Source organism: Streptococcus sp. ZY171113, from assembly GCF_057748235.1.
Map to the genome: position 1 here is coordinate 395,381 of NZ_CM173243.1, position 18,492 is coordinate 413,872.

Genomic DNA, 18,492 nt, shown 5'->3' on the forward strand with positions numbered 1-18,492 from the left:
CTCCTATTTCCAAAAGTCATCAAAAACGGTGATGGGCAAATGACGCTTATGCTGGGTCTTGTGCCACCAGCTTTCAATCTTGTCCTGGGCTTCTGGACTGACGGTCTTGCCTTCTAGGTAGTCATCGATGTCTGCATAGGTGACACCCAGAGCGACCTCATCGGCCTGACCAGGCTTGTCCTCTTCCAGGTCCGCAATCGGTACCTTGTTGTAGAGGGCAGGATCAGCGCCCAGTTCTTGGAGGAGCTGCTTGCCCTGCCGCTTGTTGAGGCGGTAGAGGGGCAGGATATCTGCCCCGCCATCACCGAACTTGGTGAAAAAGCCGGTGATGTTCTCAGCAGCATGGTCGGTCCCGATGACAGCCCCCTTGTTGTCGCCTGCGATGGCGTACTGGGCAATCATCCGCATACGGGACTTGATATTGCCCTTGTTGAAGTCCGTAATGGGCTGGCCAGCAGCTGCTAGGCTGGCCACCATGCCGTCCACACCCTCTTTGATGTTGACGGTCAAGACCTTGTCAGCCTGGATAAAGTCCAAGGCTTTTTGAGCGTCAGCCTCGTCAGCCTGAATGCCGTAAGGCAGGCGGACAGCGATGAACTGATAGGTCTCATCCCCTGTCTCGCTACGGAGCTCTGCCATTGCCAGCTGAGCCAAACGGCCCGCTAGGGTCGAATCCTGCCCGCCTGAAATGCCCAAAACCAGGGTCTTGAGGAAGGGGTGCTTGAGCAGGTAGCTCTTCATAAAGTCGATGGAACGGCGAATCTCCGTGCTTGGGTCAATGCTGGGCTGGACACCCAGCTGGGCGATGATCTCGGTTTGTAGGGTCATAAACTCCTCTTTCTAGTCCTTGGCCTTGGCCAGGGCTTTTTTGCGTAAGCTATCAATGAGGGCCATCTTGTTGTCCCAAACGTCCTGGGCCAAATCAACTGGGTAGGGTTGGGGGTTGAGGATCCGCTTGTACTCGTCCCAGAGCTGGTCGTACTGCTGGCGGCCGTAGGCCTGAATCTCAGCCAGGGTCGGTAGGTCGTAAACCAGTTGGCCATCTTGGAAGATGTCCACCAAGAGCGGTACAGCGTCAAAGTCACGAACGGTCTTGTTGATGTAGGTGTAAACAGGGTGGAACATGAAGACCTCGTCCAGCTGGTTAACGTCAACATCGCTGTAAGTGATGTAATCTCCTTCTGACTTGCCCTTTTCACGGCTTGTAATTCGCCAGACCTGCTTCTTGCCTGGGGTAGAAACTTTTTCGGCATTGCTGGACAGCTTGATGGTGTCAATCATCTGACCATTGTCATCTTCAATAGAGACAATCTTGTAGACCGCACCCAGGGCAGGTTGGTCGTAGGCGGTAATCAGCTTGGTGCCAACACCCCAGACGTCGATTTTGGCCTTCTGCATCTTTAGGTTGAGAATGGTGTTCTCATCCAGGTCGTTGGAGGCGTAGATTTTGGCATCTGGGAAGCCAGCCTCGTCCAACTGTTGACGGACTTTCTTGGACAGGTAGGCCATATCGCCCGAATCCAATCGCACCCCTTTAAAGTTAATCTTGTCCCCAAATTCCTTAGCGACAGCGATGGCCGCAGGCACCCCAACCCGCAGGGTATCATAGGTGTCCACCAGGAAAACACAGTCCTTGTGGGTCTGAGCATAGGCCTTGAAGGCAGCATAATCATCACCGTAGGTTTGCACCAGAGCGTGGGCATGGGTCCCCAAAACAGGGATGCCAAAAATCTTACCCGCTCGGATATTGCTGGTACCGTCCGCCCCACCGACAACCGCCGCCCGGGTTCCCCAGATGGCCGCGTCCATTTCCTGGGCCCTACGAGTACCGAACTCCAAGAGGGGCTCATCTTCGATAACCGACTTGATGCGTGCCGCCTTGGTGGCAATCAGGGTCTGGAAGTTGATGATGTTGAGAACAGCCGTCTCAATCAGTTGGCATTGGGCCAAAGGACCCTCAACTTGAAAAATGGGTTCATTAGCAAAGACCAGATCGCCCTCACGGGCAGACCGAACAGTCAGGGTCAGTTTGAAATCCGCCAGATAGGCTAAAAAGTCTTCTGGATAGCCCATGTCCCTCAGGTAGGCCAGGTCAGTCTCGGTAAAGGTCAGCTGCTCCAAATAACGGACCAAACGCTCCAGACCGGCAAAAACCGCATAGCCATTTCCAAAAGGCTGCTTGCGGAAATAAGCCTCAAACACGGCATGCTTATTGTGGATGCCCTGTTCAAAATAAACCTGCATCATGTTGATCTGGTAGAGGTCCGTGTGCAGGGTCAAACTGTCATCTTGGTATAACATCATGTCTCCTCGTTTCTTTGTATAGGCTCTATTATAACAAAAATAGGCTAAGATTTGTAGCTAAGAAATTGAATGGGCTGTTCTACACGAGGGGAGCAGAAGGGGAAAGATTGATATGGTCTCTCTGGGTGATGATAGTAGCTTAAAAAGCAATCGTGATAGGAAGATTGGAAGTGGCAATATCATCCGATTTGTGTGATAGTTAATGTGCATGAGGTAGCCTTTCTAAATTGGTGTTGTAACTTTATTTTATCAAGTCTATTTCTCTAATTCAAAAAGCAACGGATTTAATGCCGTTGCTTTTTGTGTTAGTCAGGGAGACTTTTGTCTCGGGTTCGTTCTTGAATATAGGCCAGTTTGGAAGCCCGTGTTTGGCGTTTGAAGCGGACTTCGGCCGATTGGGCCTCTTGTTTGCTGTCAAAGGTTTCATGGTAGATGAGTTCAACAGGCAGGCGAGGTCTAGTGTACTTGGCTCCCTTGCCAGCATTGTGGGTCTGAATGCGGCGGTCTAGGTCGGTGGTGTAGCCGGTGTAGAGGCTGTCATCGGCACACCTGACCACATACATGTAGGCCTTAGTTGCCATAGTAGATGGCCTTTATCTCATCGGTGTAGTCGCCATTTTTCTCATGGACAATCAGGGGCGGCAGGATTTTCAGGCCTTCCAGAGAGCCGTCCTTGATGGCTTCGACCAGAACCATGTTGGCTTCCTTACCAGCCTTGGGGTAGATAAACTGGACCCGTTTGGGAGCTAGTTTGTAGCTTTTTAGGGTATCAATGATTTCTAAAAATCGGTCAGGTCGGTGGACCAGGGCCAGACGGCCGTTGGATTTGAGCACCTGTTGGCTGACCTTGCAAATCTCGTCCAGATTGGTTGTGATTTCGTGCCTGGCCAGCAAATAATGCTCACTCAGGTTTTTCTTAGAGGTTTCGGTAGCCTTGAAATAGGGTGGGTTGCAGAGAATCAGGTCAACCTGGGACCGTTCCATGTGGTCGATCAGGTGTTTGAGGTCGTCCTTGATGACGGAAACTTGATTTTCCAAGGCATTGAGCTGGATGGACCGCTCGGCCATTGCCGCCAAACGCTCCTGCAACTCCACGAGAACGATCCGGGCCTGGGTTTGGGAGCTGGCAAAGAGGCCGACCGCCCCGTTGCCAGCACAGAGGTCCACGATGAGGCCCCGGCTGGGGAGCTTGGGAAAGCGTGAGAGGAGGACGCTGTCGACCGAGTAGCTGAAAACTTCGCGGTTCTGGATGATTTTGATGTCGGTTGAGAAAAGCTGGTCGATGCGTTCGCCAGCTTGGAGGGTAGGATTTGTCATTTAGTAAAGCACTCCAAATGTGTAGCCGTTGTCTTTGTAATATTGGATGATGTGAGGCAGGGCCTCAACGGTCAGGTGTTTGTTAGCGGTATCGTGGAGGAGGACGACCTTGAGGTTGCTAGGAGATTGGCTAAAAGCAACGCTAGAGGCGGTATGGAAGGCAATCATCTCATCCAAGGTTAGGGGTTGGCGAGGGTGAGGCTCGGCATCGCCAAAGGAAGCATTCCAGTCGATCCATTCCAGCCCAAGTTCGGCAGACAAGCGGTGGTTGGTCTCTTCGATGCCAGGCCAGGACATAGCACCGCCAGGATACCGCCAAACTCTGGTTTGAAACTTGAGACCCAGAATACGCTTGAAGGCATGGTCAGCCAATCGGGCTTCTTCTAAAATTTGCTCAGGATTAGGGATGCGATTAGGATAGAGGAGGTCCAGGTCGTGGCTAAAACTGTGCAGGCCGATAGCGTGTCCCTCGTGGATTTCACGGTTGTAGAGGTCAGCATTTTCTTCTGTGACATAAGCCCCAATGGGGAAGAAAGTCGCATGAACCTGATGGCTGGCTAAAATATCTAGAATGGCTGGTGTAATGGTATGGTTAGCCCCATCGTCAATGGTTAAGAAGACCAGATTATCGCCCTCGTAGGGAACTTGACCTGTCAGGTATTGCTGAATGGTTTTGACATCGTGAGCATAGCTGGCTGCAGCATTGTTGTGGTTGCGATGGTCCATGAGTTGTTCAGCAGGCGGTGGGGTTGGCTCTTCTGCTGGAGCAGGTTCGGGCTCAGGTGCTGGTTCCTCGGCCGCTGGTGTTGTTTTGGCTTTTATCTGTGCCAATAGCGGAGCTGTTGCTTTTTCTAGTTTTGTCCAATCTTGTTGGTAGCTTTTTAACCAGTAGCCGATAAGCAGTAGGCCAAGGAGGTTCAAAGCAACCAATGTCAACTGCAGGCGGTTAAGTTGTTTCATCCTATTTATCATCTCCTATCCAAATCTTCTATTTCATTATAGCTTAAATGTAACGAAAAATCCAAAACTTTTGTGGTATAATTGGGAGTAAGATTTGGGAAAGGATAACTCCGATGAAGATTCAACTCAATAACACTATCCAAATTGACGATCAGACTGAGCTGATTCATGAGCTTTATGAAGGGGAAGTCGTGGAAAAGTCAGGAGGCTTCTACTTAATTTATCAAAATAACGACCAAGAAAAAGTGGTCATCAAGGTCAAGTCCACTGAGCTGGTCATGACCCGTTTTGGCACACCGCAGACCCTGATGCGATTTGTGGCAGGCAGTCAAGCACCAGCTACGATTCCGACCCCTATGGGTGTCCAGCAACTGGTAACAGTGACGACCTTTTTCAAATTGGATGAAGTGGCTAAGACGGTTCAGGTTAGTTATGACCTGTTGACATCTCCAGAAGCTGAACAAGCCTTGGCGACCTACACCTTGACGATTAGTTGGGGGGAGTAGAGGGGGCTTATTGGAGGCACTTTTTGACTAGAACTGGAGTTTATTATCACTTCTAAGCTTTGCCTCGACTACTGAGGCTTTTTCTTTTTCTTATGGAGTGTTATAATAAACCTATGATTATTTTCTCCGCTAACAAGATTGAACGCTCCTTTGGGGGCGATGTCCTTTTTGATAACATTTCCCTTCAGGTGGATGAGCGTGACCGGATTGCCCTGGTGGGCCGCAACGGGGCTGGCAAGTCCACCCTGCTCAAGATTCTGGTGGGCGAGGAGGCTCCAACCTCTGGTACCATCAGCACCAAAAAAGACCTGAGCCTGTCCTACCTGGCCCAGGATAGCCGCTTTGATTCGACCAAGACCATCTACGCAGAGATGTTGGCTGTCTTTGACGACCTGAGGCAGACTGAGGGCCGTTTGCGGGCTATGGAGGGGCAAATGGCAGAGCTGATAGGCAGCGACCTTGACCGCCTCATGGCCGACTATGACCGCCTGTCGGAGGACTTCCGCAGCCGAGGCGGTTTCACCTACGAGGCTGACATCAAGAGCATTCTCAACGGCTTCAAGTTTGACCAGACCATGTGGGACATGCCCATCTCTGACCTCTCTGGTGGTCAGAACACCCGCCTGGCTCTGGCAAAAATGCTCCTAGAAAAACCAGAACTGCTAGTTCTGGACGAACCGACCAACCACTTGGACATCGAGACCATTGCCTGGCTGGAAAACTACCTGACCCATTACCAGGGAGCCCTGATTATCGTCAGCCACGACCGCTATTTCCTAGACAAGGTGGCCACCATTACCCTGGATTTGACCCCCCACAGCCTGGACCGCTATGTGGGTAATTACTCCACCTTTATGGAGCTCAAGGCCCAGAAACTGGAGACTGAGGTTAAAAATTACGAGAAGCAGGCCAAGGAAATTGCTAAGCTGGAAGACTTTATCAACCGCAACATCGTCCGGGCCTCAACCACCAAGCGGGCCCAGTCCAGACGCAAACAACTGGAAAAGATGGAACGCTTGGACAAGCCTGAACTGGGCAAGAAGGCCGCTAACATGACCTTTGCGACAGCCAAATCCTCTGGCAACGTGGTTTTGACTGCTGAGCAACTGGCCATCGGCTACGATAATGAGGTGCTGGCTCAGCCCATTTCCCTAGACGTCAGAAAATACGACGCTATCGCTATCGTGGGGCCAAATGGTATCGGCAAGACCACCCTGATCAAGTCCATCGTGGGCCAGCTGCCTTTCGTGTCGGGCGAGGCCGTTCTTGGGGCCAATGTGGACATGGGCTACTACGACCAGACCCAGAGCCGGCTGACGCCGACCAACAGCGTGCTGGAGGAGCTCTGGCAGGACTTTTCCACCACACCTGAGGTGGAGATTCGCAACCGTTTGGGGGCCTTCCTCTTTTCAGGGGACGACGTCAAAAAGTCCGTCGCCATGCTGTCAGGTGGTGAGAAAGCCCGCCTGCTCTTGGCCAAACTGTCCATGGAAAACAACAACTTCCTGGTTCTGGACGAGCCGACCAACCACCTGGACATCGACAGCAAGGAGGTCCTGGAGGCCGCACTCATTGATTTTGACGGTACCCTGCTCTTTGTTAGCCACGACCGCTATTTCATCAACCGCGTCGCCACCAAAGTTCTGGAACTGGCTCCTGATGGAGGCACCCTCTATTTGGGCGACTACGATTATTATTTGGAGAAAAAGGCAGAGCTGGAAGCAAGAGCCCAGGCTGACCAGCCGACCCAGGCCAGCCCAACGGCAGCCCCATCAGCTGGCGCCAGCGATTACCAGACCCAAAAGGCAGACCAAAAAGAACGCCGCAAATTAGCCCGCCGCATCGAAGAGTTGGAAAGCCAACTTGAAAACCTAGAAACCCGCCAAGCGGAGATTAACGAGGCCATGCTGACCACCAACGACATCGGCCAACTGACAGACCTTCAAAAAGAACTGGACAGCCTGGACCAGCAACAGCTGATCCTTATGGAGGAGTGGGAAAGCTTGAGTGAGGAGATGGAAGGGTAATTCTATGGGACATCAAGATGATTGGTTTATGAGGCAAGTTCAAGGAATGGCCAATGTGATTGACAAGGCTTTCGCTTGGAAATCAGCCAATTGGATTTAGGAAGTGTCGAGGACCAAGAGGGGAAACTAATCGACGGAACGGTCTATCTGGAGAACCTCTTAGCAACTGAAAACTTTTCGCAAGCCAGTCGGTTCATCAAATCTCAGATGAAGACCCTAGACCCTGTATTCACATCTCAGCATTCACCTGACTGGCTAGTTTTGGCTCACTCTTTGTCACATTTTTTGGTAATACGGGCAGTATTTCTTCAAAAATGTTTCTCGATTGCACCAAAACTAGCCTAGTCAATCAAATACTTCGATTGTGAATACAGGTTCTTTAATCACCACGAGTACAGTCTCTTGGTTGAACATTATATGATCTTTTTGTTGGGTTTGGATGAACAGGTTTTGTTCAAACACCACTTAGACCAAGACAGCCTAGCAGAGTTGAAAGCAGATTTGTTGCGATTCGAGTGGTGACTTATTTTATATCAGACGACGCTTTAAGGAGTGTCGTCTGATTTTATTTCAGGACACAATTGTCCTGTCGTTCCTATTCGTGACATGTTACACCAAGTATACTCAAGGAAGAAAGGAAGTTCCTCCTCTGTTTGACGATTTCAGCCTGCTCTACCAAGTCGTCCGTCCGACCGTCCTTCGCCTCATGAGCGTCTATCATGTCAAACTTTGGGAAAAGGCAGACTGGGACCAAGAAGGGATGCTGGTGCTCTATCAATTATTAGCGGAAGACCCAAGACTTCGCTACCAAATTCCCCGCCTAGGTGTCTACTTCAAAACCAAGTTTACCAATCACGTCAAAGATGCCCTGAGAAAACAAGAAAGTCACAAACGTCGCTTTAACAAGCCTTGCAAGGTTGACATCAGCGATCTGGCCCACCAGATACCTGCCCGAGGCCTGCTCCTAGATGACTACCTGGCCCAAGCTAAATCCCAGCTCAGCCCTCAAGAACAGGGCCGATTTACCCAACTCCTCACAGGTCGGAGTTTCCAGGGGCCTTGCTAGCTCTATCGAAAACGCCGTGCCTTTCTCAGTAATGATAAAAAAATAAAACTTCCCCCTTGCCAAGCACACTCAGATGTGTTAAGATAGAACAGTTGTCTCGCAAGAGACGTCTAGTGCAAAAAAAGATTTCAAAAAAACTAAAAAAGTTGTTGACAAAGAAATCTGGCTGTGCTAGAATAAGATAGTTGTCTCGCAAGAGACTGATGACCCTTGAGAACTGAACAAGACGAACCAAGTTGGGATTGAATAGTATGTTTAATCCCGTCAATAATAATAAGTCAGTAAAGACTGACCAAGATAAAACTTTATATGAGAGTTTGATCCTGGCTCAGGACGAACGCTGGCGGCGTGCCTAATACATGCAAGTAGAACGCTGAAGAGGAGCTTGCTCCTTGGATGAGTTGCGAACGGGTGAGTAACGCGTAGGTAACCTACCTGATAGCGGGGGATAACTATTGGAAACGATAGCTAATACCGCATAACAGTCTTTCTCGCATGAGAGAGGCTTGAAAGGAACAATTGTTTCACTATCAGATGGACCTGCGTTGTATTAGCTAGTTGGTGAGGTAACGGCTCACCAAGGCTTCGATACATAGCCGACCTGAGAGGGTGATCGGCCACACTGGGACTGAGACACGGCCCAGACTCCTACGGGAGGCAGCAGTAGGGAATCTTCGGCAATGGACGCAAGTCTGACCGAGCAACGCCGCGTGAGTGAAGAAGGTTTTCGGATCGTAAAGCTCTGTTGTAAGAGAAGAACGTTGAGTAGAGTGGAAAGTTACTCAAGTGACGGTATCTTACCAGAAAGGGACGGCTAACTACGTGCCAGCAGCCGCGGTAATACGTAGGTCCCGAGCGTTGTCCGGATTTATTGGGCGTAAAGCGAGCGCAGGCGGTTTAATAAGTCTGAAGTAAAAGGCAGTGGCTCAACCATTGTATGCTTTGGAAACTGTTGAACTTGAGTGCAGAAGGGGAGAGTGGAATTCCATGTGTAGCGGTGAAATGCGTAGATATATGGAGGAACACCGGTGGCGAAAGCGGCTCTCTGGTCTGTAACTGACGCTGAGGCTCGAAAGCGTGGGTAGCGAACAGGATTAGATACCCTGGTAGTCCACGCCGTAAACGATGAGTGCTAGGTGTTAGGCCCTATCCGGGGCTTAGTGCCGGAGCTAACGCATTAAGCACTCCGCCTGGGGAGTACGGCCGCAAGGCTGAAACTCAAAGGAATTGACGGGGGCCCGCACAAGCGGTGGAGCATGTGGTTTAATTCGAAGCAACGCGAAGAACCTTACCAGGTCTTGACATCCCGGTGCCCGCCCTAGAGATAGGGTTTTGCTTCGGCACACCGGTGACAGGTGGTGCATGGTTGTCGTCAGCTCGTGTCGTGAGATGTTGGGTTAAGTCCCGCAACGAGCGCAACCCCTATTGTTAGTTGCCATCATTTAGTTGGGCACTCTAGCGAGACTGCCGGTAATAAACCGGAGGAAGGTGGGGATGACGTCAAATCATCATGCCCCTTATGACCTGGGCTACACACGTGCTACAATGGCTGGTACAACGAGTCGCAAGTCGGTGACGGCAAGCTAATCTCTTAAAGCCAGTCTCAGTTCGGATTGTAGGCTGCAACTCGCCTACATGAAGTCGGAATCGCTAGTAATCGCGGATCAGCACGCCGCGGTGAATACGTTCCCGGGCCTTGTACACACCGCCCGTCACACCACGAGAGTTTGTAACACCCGAAGTCGGTGAGGTAACCATTTGGAGCCAGCCGCCTAAGGTGGGATAGATGATTGGGGTGAAGTCGTAACAAGGTAGCCGTATCGGAAGGTGCGGCTGGATCACCTCCTTTCTAAGGAACCCTTTTAAAGGGTAACGGATACTTGAGTTTGTCTTGTTTAGTTCTGAAGGGTTATACCCATCGGTATGTGGGGCCTTAGCTCAGCTGGGAGAGCGCCTGCTTTGCACGCAGGAGGTCAGCGGTTCGATCCCGCTAGGCTCCATTATCTAGGATACAAAGTGACGGTTCGCCTTGGCGAAAAGTTCTGTATAAATTTCGCGAACTGACGCTGAATGCTTGCATTCAAGGCAGTTTAAGAAATTTACTAGGAACTTAGTCACGTGTTCAACTTAGATAAACCCTAATGTTAAAACCATATAAGGTTTAACACTTGTCCATTGACAATTGAATATCTATATCAAATTCCATTTATGAAAATAAATGTAATAGTAACAAGAAAATAAACCGAAACGCTGCGCATGAAAATGCGATAATAATTAATTTAAAGGTTAAGTTAATAAGGGCGCACGGTGGATGCCTTGGCACTAGGAGCCGATGAAGGACGTGACGAACAACGAAATGCTTTGGGGAGCTGTAAGTAAGCATTGATCCAGAGATGTCCGAATGGGGGAACCCGGCAGGTTGATGCCTGTCATCCGCATCTGTTAAGGATGTCGGAGGGAAGACGCAGTGAACTGAAACATCTAAGTAGCTGCAGGAAGAGAAAGCAAAAGCGATTGCCTTAGTAGCGGCGAGCGAAACGGCAGAAGGGCAAACCGAAGAGTTTACTCTTCGGGGTTGTAGGACTGCAACGTGGACTTAATTTTGATAGACGAATGACATGGGAAGGTCAGCCAGAGAGAGTGAGAGCCTCGTAGTCGAAATCGAAGTTATACCTAGCAGTATCCTGAGTACGGCGAGACACGCGAAATCTCGTCGGAATCCGGGAGGACCATCTCCCAACCCTAAATACTCCCTAGTGACCGATAGTGAACCAGTACCGTGAGGGAAAGGTGAAAAGCACCCCGGGAGGGGAGTGAAATAGAACCTGAAACCGTGTGCCTACAACAAGTTCGAGCCCGTTAATGGGTGAGAGCGTGCCTTTTGTAGAATGAACCGGCGAGTTACGATATGTTGCGAGGTTAAGTTGAAGAGACGGAGCCGTAGGGAAACCGAGTCTTAATAGGGCGTCATAGTAACATGTCGTAGACCCGAAACCATGTGACCTACCCATGAGCAGGTTGAAGGTGCGGTAAAACGCACTGGAGGACCGAACCAGGGCACGTTGAAAAGTGCTTGGATGACTTGTGGGTAGCGGAGAAATTCCAAACGAACTTGGAGATAGCTGGTTCTCTCCGAAATAGCTTTAGGGCTAGCGTCGACATTGAGATTCTTGGAGGTAGAGCACTGTTTGGATGAGGGGGCCATCTCGGTTTACTGATTTCAGATAAACTCCGAATGCCAAAGAATTATGGTCGGCAGTCAGACTGCGAGTGCTAAGATCCGTAGTCGAAAGGGAAACAGCCCAGACCACCAGCTAAGGTCCCAAAATATATGTTAAGTGGAAAAGGATGTGGGGTTGCACAGACAACTAGGATGTTAGCTTAGAAGCAGCTATTCATTCAAAGAGTGCGTAATAGCTCACTAGTCGAGTGACCCTGCGCCGAAAATGTACCGGGGCTAAAACATATTACCGAAGCTGTGGATGACACTTATGTGTCATGGTAGGAGAGCGTTCTATATGCGGCGAAGGCATACCGTGAGGAGTGCTGGAGCGTATAGAAGTGAGAATGCCGGTATGAGTAGCGAAAGATGGGTGAGAATCCCATCCACCGTAAGACTAAGGTTTCCAGGGGAAGGCTCGTCCGCCCTGGGTTAGTCGGGACCTAAGGAGAGACCGAACGGTGTATCCGATGGCCAACAGGTTGATATTCCTGTACTAGAGTATGAAGTGATGGAGGGACGCAGTAGGCTAACTAGAGCCGGCGATTGGAAGTGCCGGTCTAAGCAGTGAGGCTTGGTATGAGTTAAATGCTTGTACCTATAAGGTTGAGCTGTGATGGGGAGCGAAGTTTAGTAGCGAAGCTAGTGACGTCACACTGCCAAGAAAAGCTTCTAGCGTTGTATTATACTCTACCCGTACCGCAAACCGACACAGGTAGTCGAGGCGAGTAGCCTCAGGTGAGCGAGAGAACTCTCGTTAAGGAACTCGGCAAAATGACCCCGTAACTTCGGGAGAAGGGGTGCTGGCTTTAAGTCAGCCGCAGTGAATAGGCCCAAGCAACTGTTTATCAAAAACACAGCTCTCTGCTAAATCGTAAGATGATGTATAGGGGGTGACGCCTGCCCGGTGCTGGAAGGTTAAGAGGAGGGTTTAGCGCAAGCGAAGATCTGAATTGAAGCCCCAGTAAACGGCGGCCGTAACTATAACGGTCCTAAGGTAGCGAAATTCCTTGTCGGGTAAGTTCCGACCCGCACGAAAGGCGTAATGATTTGGGCACTGTCTCAACGAGAGACTCGGTGAAATTTTAGTACCTGTGAAGATGCAGGTTACCCGCGACAGGACGGAAAGACCCCATGGAGCTTTACTGCAGTTTGATATTGAGTATCTGTACCACATGTACAGGATAGGTAGGAGCCTATGAGATCGGGACGCCAGTTTCGATGGAGGCGATGTTGGGATACTACCCTTGTGTTATGGCTACTCTAACCCAGATAGGTTATCCCTATCGGAGACAGTGTCTGACGGGCAGTTTGACTGGGGCGGTCGCCTCCTAAAAGGTAACGGAGGCGCCCAAAGGTTCCCTCAGATTGGTTGGAAATCAATCGTAGAGTGTAAAGGTATAAGGGAGCTTGACTGCGAGAGCTACAACTCGAGCAGGGACGAAAGTCGGGCTTAGTGATCCGGTGGTTCCGCATGGAAGGGCCATCGCTCAACGGATAAAAGCTACCCTGGGGATAACAGGCTTATCTCCCCCAAGAGTTCACATCGACGGGGAGGTTTGGCACCTCGATGTCGGCTCGTCGCATCCTGGGGCTGTAGTCGGTCCCAAGGGTTGGGCTGTTCGCCCATTAAAGCGGCACGCGAGCTGGGTTCAGAACGTCGTGAGACAGTTCGGTCCCTATCCGTCGCGGGCGTAGGAAATTTGAGAGGATCTGCTCCTAGTACGAGAGGACCAGAGTGGACTTACCGCTGGTGTACCAGTTGTCTTGCCAAAGGCATCGCTGGGTAGCTATGTAGGGACGGGATAAACGCTGAAAGCATCTAAGTGTGAAACCCACCTCAAGATGAGATTTCCCATGATTTTATATCAGTAAGGACCCTTAGAGAAGATGAGGTTGATAGGTTGGGAGTGGAAGTGTTGCGAGACATGGAGCGGACCAATACTAATCGTCCGAGGACTTATCCGAAGTCAAAATTAAGTCAGTAGAAGTATTGACAAGCGTAACGGTTTTGAGTTACAATATAGGTATTCAATTGTGATTGGACAAGAGACCAATCAGCCATTAGTTAAGTGATGATAGCCTAGGAGATACACCTGTTCCCATGCCGAACACAGCAGTTAAGCCCTAGCACGCCTGAAGTAGTTGGGGCTTGCCCCCTGTGAGATAAGGGAGTTGCTTAGCTAATATATAGGGAGTTTAGCTCACTGGGAGAGCTGAAACAGTCTAGTAGACTGTTTCAGGTTGTGGATGAAGAAAGCGTAGCTTTCCTCACTACAGATGCTTGACCGCTGAGTTGAACGACCGATTAGGGAGTTTAGCTCAGCTGGGAGAGCATCTGCCTTACAAGCAGAGGGTCAGCGGTTCGATCCCGTTAACTCCCATTACTAGAAATAGTATAGGTCCCGTAGTGTAGCGGTTATCACGTCGCCCTGTCACGGCGAAGATCGCGGGTTCGATTCCCGTCGGGACCGTTGAAACATCACAATGTGATGTTTCAAGTGACCAGATAAAGAAAGACGGAAGTCTTTCCACAAATGGTTAAGTGTTAATTGAATAGAAGACTCGTTAGCTCAGTTGGTAGAGCAATTGACTTTTAATCAATGGGTCGCTGGTTCGAGCCCAGCACGAGTCATATGCGGGTTTGGCGGAATTGGCAGACGCACCAGATTTAGGATCTGGCGCTTTCGGGCGTGGGGGTTCAAGTCCCTTAACCCGCATGAAGAGATAGGCCGGCTTAGCTCAGTTGGTAGAGCATCTGATTTGTAATCAGAGGGTCGCGTGTTCAAGTCATGTAGCCGGCATATGCGAACGTAGTTCAGTGGTAGAACACCACCTTGCCAAGGTGGGGGTCGCGGGTTCGAATCCCGTCGTTCGCTTTTGATGAGGAGCTGGGGTGGCGGAACTGGCAGACGCACAGGACTTAAAATCCTGCGAGGGTAACCTCGTACCGGTTCGATTCCGGTCCTCAGCATAAAAATTAAATAGAGCACCCTTAGCTCAATTGGATAGAGTACCTGACTACGAATCAGGCGGTTAGAGGTTCGACTCCTCTAGGGTGCATACGGGAAGTAGCTCAGCTTGGTAGAGTACTTGGTTTGGGACCAAGGTGTCGCAGGTTCGAATCCTGTCTTCCCGATTTAAGCACTGGTCAGTCAGTGCTTTTTCGTTGTTTATGGCATGGAAATCAACTAGTTTTTTCGGCTCATTGTCAACTGTAGTGGGTTGACCAATCTAACACCGAGAGAGGACAAGTCTTGTCTTCTCTCGTTTTATGTTTATGGCAATGAAAATACGAGTTTTGAAGTTTTCAAAGTTTCGGAAGCCAAAAGCATTCCGCTTAATGACCTTGATGAGATTATTTGTCGCCTCGAGTTTAGCGTTTGAGTAAGGCAGTTCCAGAGCATTGACAATCTTGTCTTTATCTTTCAAAAAGGTCTTGAAAACCGTCTGAAAGATAGGATTGACAGCTGGCAGAGCCTCTTGGATAAGCCCAAAAAACTGGTCAGCTTGCTTCTCCTGGAAATGAAACAGGAGCAGCTGGTAGAGCTCGTAGTGCTCTTTCAGTTCTTGAGAATAGCCGAGCAGCTTAGCGACAATCTCCTGGTTAGTCAAGTGCATGCGAAAAGTTGGACGATAAAAGCGTTTATCGCTGATCTTACGACTATCTTGCTGGATTAGTTTCCAGTAGCGTTTGAGTGCCTTGTACTCGTGAGATTTTCTGTCAAACTGGTTCATTACCTGTACGCGTAGCCTGTTCATGGCCCTGCTTATGTGTTGAACAATGTGGAAACGGTCGAGGATGATTTTAGCAGTTGGAAATAGTTTCTTAGCGATGTCGTAGTAAGGGCTAAACATGTCCATGGTGATGACCTTGACACGGTTTCTGACGGCTCTCGGATAGCGTAGGAAGTGGTTGCGAATGGTAGCTTGGGTTCGACCGTCTAGAATTGTGATGATTTTGAGCGAGTCAAAGTCTTGAGCGATGAAGCTCATTTTGCCTTTCTTGAAGCTGTATTCGTCCCAGGACATGTTCTCAGGAATCCAGTTTAAGTCTGTCTTGAACTGGAACTCTTTTAGCTTTCGGATGACCGTTGAGGTTGACACCGCCAGGCATTCAGCGATGGCCGTCATCGCCACCTTCTCAAGCAGTTTCTGGGCGATTTTCTGATTAAGGATGAGAGGAATTTGGTGGTTTTTCTTAACCAATGAGGTCTCAGCGACAGCTATTTTTCCGCACTCCTGGCATCGGAACCGGCGCTTTTGCAAGCGAATGAGTGTCTTGTAACCAGCACATTCTAGGTAGGGTATTTTGGATGGTTTCTGGAAGTCGTACTTGGCCATCTGGCCTTGGCAATGTTGGCATTTTGGAGCAGGGTAGTCCAGCTTAGCGATGACTTCCTTGTGACTTCCAGCCTCCACAATCTCCAAAATAGTGATGTTAGGGTCTTTAATTTCCAGCAGTTGTGTGATAAAATGATTCTGTTCCATATGAGTCCTTCTAATGTGAGTTTCGTCGCTTTTCATTGTAGGTCATATGGGACTTTTTTTCTACATTCAAAAGGCCCTATAATCTCTGTGGTGGATTTACCCACTACAGAAATTATAGAGCCGTTTTTTCTTGCTTGCTTTCTTTTTGTTCTGCTACTTTTATCATATCAGGAATATTCTTTTTAGAGGCCTGAGGTTTTTAGAGTATCTTGAGGTCAGTTTGATTTTTTTTTGTTATAATATAGGCTGAGGTGTATTATGAGAAAACGTCATTATCGTCAGGAATCAGCCTTGTCTGGGCTCAATGTATTTGATTTATTTGGGGTTGTTTTACAGACTCTGAAGCTTTTATCGCATTTTTTTTATAGTTTACTCTTTTTGTTTGGCCTGTTTGGAGCGGGTACGGCGATGGGTTATTTGGCTAGTCAGATTGATGGGGTCAAGTTGCCTGATAAGGAGACCTTGGTTAGTCAGGTTGGGACCTTTACTCGGATTTCTAGCATGACTTATGCGGATGGTTCTCAGATTGCAGCCATTGATTCGGATTTGTTGAGGACACCTGTTGAGGGCTCTGCTATTTCCCAAAACATCAAAGATGCTATCGTGGCGACGGAGGATGAGACTTTTGAGACCCACAAGGGGGTTTTGCCCAAGGCGGTCTTTCGTGCGGCCTTGACGTCTCTGGTTGGCATCGGGGAGACGAGCGGTGGCTCGACCTTGACCCAGCAATTGATTAAGCAGCAGATTTTGGGGGATGCACCGACCTTTAGTCGGAAGTCTCAGGAAATGATCTATGCTTTGGAGTTGGAGCGTCACATGGCTAAGGAGGATATTCTGACGAATTATCTGAATGTGTCGCCCTTTGGGCGGAACAATCGTGGCCAGAATATTGCAGGAGTTGAAGAGGCAGCTCAGGGGATTTTTGGTGTTTCTGCCAAGGATTTGACCATTCCGCAGGCTGCTTTCTTGGCTGGTCTGCCTCAAAGTCCGATTGTTTATTCGCCTTATACGTCGGATGGTAATTTTAAGACGCCAGATGATATGGCTTATGGTCTGAAACGGGCCCAGCATGTCTTGTATAACATGTATCGGACAGGTGTTTTGGATAAGGAGGCTTACGAGAGCTACAAGAATTATGACTTGAGCCAGGATTTCAAACGGCCTGAGGCGATTCCTGCTACTTCCCATGACTTTTTATACTATACGGTGATGGATGAAGCCAAGGAGTTGATTTACAACTACTTGTTAGACCGTGATGGGGTTTCTGAACAAGACCGTAAGGATGATGCGGTTCGTGCAGCCTATTGGGAAAAGGTGCCCGAGGAATTGTCTCTGGGTGGTTATACTATTACCTCTACAATCAATCGTCCGATTCATGAGGCTATGCAGGCTACGGCAGCTAATTTGGGTTACTTGCTGGATGATGGAACGGGATTTGTTGAGACTGGTAATGTTTTGATGGACAACCGTACAGGTGCAGTGCTGGGCTTTGTCGGTGGTCGTGACTATGCTAATAACCAGAACAACCACGCCTTTGATACCAAACGGTCGCCTGGGTCTACCATCAAGCCGATTCTGGCTTACGGGATTGCCATTGACCAAGGGTTGATTGGCAGTGCTAGTATCTTGTCCAACTACCCAGCTAATTTCTCAAGTGGCCAACCCATTTTATATGTTGGGAGCAAGGGGACGGCAGCAGTCACCTTGCAGAATGCCCTGGACATGTCCTACAATATCCCAGCCTTTTGGACCTATAAGCTTCTTCGAGAACGGGGAGTTGATGTGGAAAGTTACATGACCAAGATGGGCTATGAGTTTGAGGATTATAACATTGAAAGTTTACCGATTGGTGGTGGGGCAGACATGACGGTTGCCCAGCAGACCAACGGTTATCAGACCCTGGCCAACAATGGGGTTTACCACAAGAAACACGTGGTGGCTAAAATCACCGCCAGCGATGGTAGGGTTATCTATGAGTACACGTCTCCTGGTGAACAGGTTTATTCGCCAGCGGGAGCCAGCATCATGACCCATCTCTTGCGTGGGCCCTTGCGGTCAGGTCTGACGACAGCCTTTCTTCGGGAAATTGGTGCCCTTAATCCGAGCTTACCAAACGGGGACTGGATTGGTAAGACGGGAACCAGTGATGATAATGTGGATTCGTGGTTGATTGTCGGTACGCCAGCCGTGACCTTGGGAACTTGGGCAGGTCACGATGATAATTCTCCTATGAGTAATATCTCGGGTCGTCATACCCATCGTTATGTGGCCCAGCTGGTCAATGCGATTCACAATGCCGATCCGTCAGTCTTTGGCCTGGATCAGAAATTTGCCCTAGACCCTAGTGTGATCAACTCAACCGTTCTGACCTCGACAGGCCAGCAACCAGGTCGGGTCTCCATCAATGGTCAAGACATCACTGTTAACGGGGGAACGACAACCGCTCACTGGGCTAAAAATCCTGCTCCGATTACCAGCTATGACTTTATGGTGGGAGGGTCCGCCAGTGACCGTCAACAGGCCTGGAATGCCTTCTTTGGTCGGACACCGTAAGAAACAAGATTCTTGTAAATCCAAGAGGAATATGCTATAATTACTAGG

At 49.5% G+C, this 18,492-nt stretch carries 10 protein-coding genes, 10 tRNA genes and 3 rRNA genes; 17 read left to right on the forward strand and 6 right to left on the reverse strand.

From position 1 onward, the window contains the following. Positions 1–3: 3 nt before the first annotated feature. The 5 genes from nadE to AC3ARB_RS02050 all read right to left on the reverse strand — a co-directional run bounded on the left by nadE (position 4) and on the right by AC3ARB_RS02050 (position 4,581). Positions 4–828: an NAD(+) synthase gene (gene nadE, locus AC3ARB_RS02030; RefSeq protein WP_488320916.1), complete on the reverse strand. Its 825-nt coding sequence runs from the start codon at positions 826–828 to the stop codon at positions 4–6. Between the two features lie 12 nt (positions 829–840). Continuing rightward, positions 841–2,301, reverse strand: a complete 1,461-nt coding sequence (locus AC3ARB_RS02035) for a nicotinate phosphoribosyltransferase (RefSeq protein WP_488320917.1) — start codon at positions 2,299–2,301, stop codon at positions 841–843. A 308-nt stretch (positions 2,302–2,609) separates the two neighbouring features. Beyond that, complete coding sequence (locus AC3ARB_RS02040) at positions 2,610–2,885, reverse strand: GIY-YIG nuclease family protein (protein ID WP_488320918.1); 276 nt, start codon at positions 2,883–2,885, stop codon at positions 2,610–2,612. Further along, complete coding sequence (locus AC3ARB_RS02045; protein WP_488320919.1) at positions 2,875–3,621, reverse strand: tRNA1(Val) (adenine(37)-N6)-methyltransferase; 747 nt, start codon at positions 3,619–3,621, stop codon at positions 2,875–2,877. The genes AC3ARB_RS02040 and AC3ARB_RS02045 overlap by 11 nt, the downstream gene beginning before the upstream one ends. Further along, a complete protein-coding gene (locus AC3ARB_RS02050; RefSeq protein WP_488320920.1) occupies positions 3,622–4,581 on the reverse strand; it encodes a polysaccharide deacetylase family protein in 960 nt (319 codons plus the stop codon). A 113-nt stretch (positions 4,582–4,694) separates the two neighbouring features. Between AC3ARB_RS02050 and AC3ARB_RS02055 the strand changes: the two genes are divergently transcribed. The 16 genes from AC3ARB_RS02055 to AC3ARB_RS02130 all read left to right on the forward strand — a co-directional run bounded on the left by AC3ARB_RS02055 (position 4,695) and on the right by AC3ARB_RS02130 (position 14,539). Beyond that, positions 4,695–5,087, forward strand: a complete 393-nt coding sequence (locus AC3ARB_RS02055; RefSeq protein WP_488320921.1) for a YwiB family protein — start codon at positions 4,695–4,697, stop codon at positions 5,085–5,087. Between the two features lie 113 nt (positions 5,088–5,200). Then, complete coding sequence (locus AC3ARB_RS02060; protein WP_488320922.1) at positions 5,201–7,114, forward strand: ATP-binding cassette domain-containing protein; 1,914 nt, start codon at positions 5,201–5,203, stop codon at positions 7,112–7,114. Positions 7,115–7,715: 601 nt separating this feature from the next. Continuing rightward, on the forward strand, positions 7,716–8,180 hold the full coding sequence (locus AC3ARB_RS02065; RefSeq protein ID WP_488320923.1) for a sigma-70 RNA polymerase sigma factor region 4 domain-containing protein: 465 nt from the start codon (positions 7,716–7,718) through the stop codon (positions 8,178–8,180). Between the two features lie 305 nt (positions 8,181–8,485). After that, positions 8,486–10,029: ribosomal RNA gene (locus AC3ARB_RS02070) — 16S ribosomal RNA — on the forward strand. A gap of 78 nt (positions 10,030–10,107) precedes the next feature. Continuing rightward, a tRNA-Ala gene (locus tag AC3ARB_RS02075) sits at positions 10,108–10,180 on the forward strand. Between the two features lie 284 nt (positions 10,181–10,464). After that, positions 10,465–13,368: ribosomal RNA gene (locus AC3ARB_RS02080) — 23S ribosomal RNA — on the forward strand. Positions 13,369–13,468: 100 nt separating this feature from the next. Continuing rightward, positions 13,469–13,584, forward strand: a 5S ribosomal RNA gene (rrf, locus tag AC3ARB_RS02085). The 16S, 23S and 5S rRNA genes sit together here with 10 tRNA genes alongside, the layout of an rRNA operon. 127 nt (positions 13,585–13,711) lie before the next feature. Further along, a tRNA-Val gene (locus AC3ARB_RS02090) sits at positions 13,712–13,784 on the forward strand. Between the two features lie 17 nt (positions 13,785–13,801). Continuing rightward, a tRNA-Asp gene (locus tag AC3ARB_RS02095) sits at positions 13,802–13,874 on the forward strand. An 88-nt stretch (positions 13,875–13,962) separates the two neighbouring features. After that, positions 13,963–14,035: transfer RNA gene (locus tag AC3ARB_RS02100), tRNA-Lys, on the forward strand. Between the two features lie 3 nt (positions 14,036–14,038). Continuing rightward, a tRNA-Leu gene (locus AC3ARB_RS02105) sits at positions 14,039–14,120 on the forward strand. A gap of 11 nt (positions 14,121–14,131) precedes the next feature. Continuing rightward, positions 14,132–14,204 (forward strand) — tRNA-Thr (locus AC3ARB_RS02110). A 3-nt stretch (positions 14,205–14,207) separates the two neighbouring features. Next, a tRNA-Gly gene (locus tag AC3ARB_RS02115) sits at positions 14,208–14,279 on the forward strand. Positions 14,280–14,290: 11 nt separating this feature from the next. Then, positions 14,291–14,374 (forward strand) — tRNA-Leu (locus AC3ARB_RS02120). A gap of 15 nt (positions 14,375–14,389) precedes the next feature. Beyond that, positions 14,390–14,463: transfer RNA gene (locus AC3ARB_RS02125), tRNA-Arg, on the forward strand. Between the two features lie 2 nt (positions 14,464–14,465). After that, positions 14,466–14,539 (forward strand) — tRNA-Pro (locus AC3ARB_RS02130). Positions 14,540–14,634: 95 nt separating this feature from the next. On the opposite strand, the gene AC3ARB_RS02135 is transcribed toward AC3ARB_RS02130, so the two are convergent. Next, positions 14,635–15,891 carry an ISL3 family transposase gene (locus AC3ARB_RS02135; RefSeq protein ID WP_488320924.1) on the reverse strand — a complete coding sequence of 419 codons (1,257 nt, stop codon included), beginning with the start codon at positions 15,889–15,891 and terminating at the stop codon, positions 14,635–14,637. Between the two features lie 258 nt (positions 15,892–16,149). Here AC3ARB_RS02135 and pbp1b point away from each other — a divergent pair, with 258 nt between their 5' ends. Further along, complete coding sequence (pbp1b, locus tag AC3ARB_RS02140; RefSeq protein WP_488320925.1) at positions 16,150–18,444, forward strand: penicillin-binding protein PBP1B; 2,295 nt, start codon at positions 16,150–16,152, stop codon at positions 18,442–18,444. The last annotated feature ends 48 nt before the right edge of the window (positions 18,445–18,492 follow it).

Bases quoted from the DNA above. Each gene is read 5' to 3' on its own strand.
- nadE (WP_488320916.1), bottom strand. From the start codon at position 828: ATGACCCTACAAACCGAGATCATCGCCCAGCTGGGTGTCCAGCCCAGC.
- AC3ARB_RS02035 (WP_488320917.1), bottom strand. From the start codon at position 2,301: ATGTTATACCAAGATGACAGTTTGACCCTGCACACGGACCTCTACCAG.
- AC3ARB_RS02040 (WP_488320918.1), bottom strand. From the start codon at position 2,885: ATGGCAACTAAGGCCTACATGTATGTGGTCAGGTGTGCCGATGACAGC.
- AC3ARB_RS02045 (WP_488320919.1), bottom strand. From the start codon at position 3,621: ATGACAAATCCTACCCTCCAAGCTGGCGAACGCATCGACCAGCTTTTC.
- AC3ARB_RS02050 (WP_488320920.1), bottom strand. From the start codon at position 4,581: ATGAAACAACTTAACCGCCTGCAGTTGACATTGGTTGCTTTGAACCTC.
- AC3ARB_RS02055 (WP_488320921.1), top strand. From the start codon at position 4,695: ATGAAGATTCAACTCAATAACACTATCCAAATTGACGATCAGACTGAG.
- AC3ARB_RS02060 (WP_488320922.1), top strand. From the start codon at position 5,201: ATGATTATTTTCTCCGCTAACAAGATTGAACGCTCCTTTGGGGGCGAT.
- AC3ARB_RS02135 (WP_488320924.1), bottom strand. From the start codon at position 15,891: ATGGAACAGAATCATTTTATCACACAACTGCTGGAAATTAAAGACCCT.
- pbp1b (WP_488320925.1), top strand. From the start codon at position 16,150: ATGAGAAAACGTCATTATCGTCAGGAATCAGCCTTGTCTGGGCTCAAT.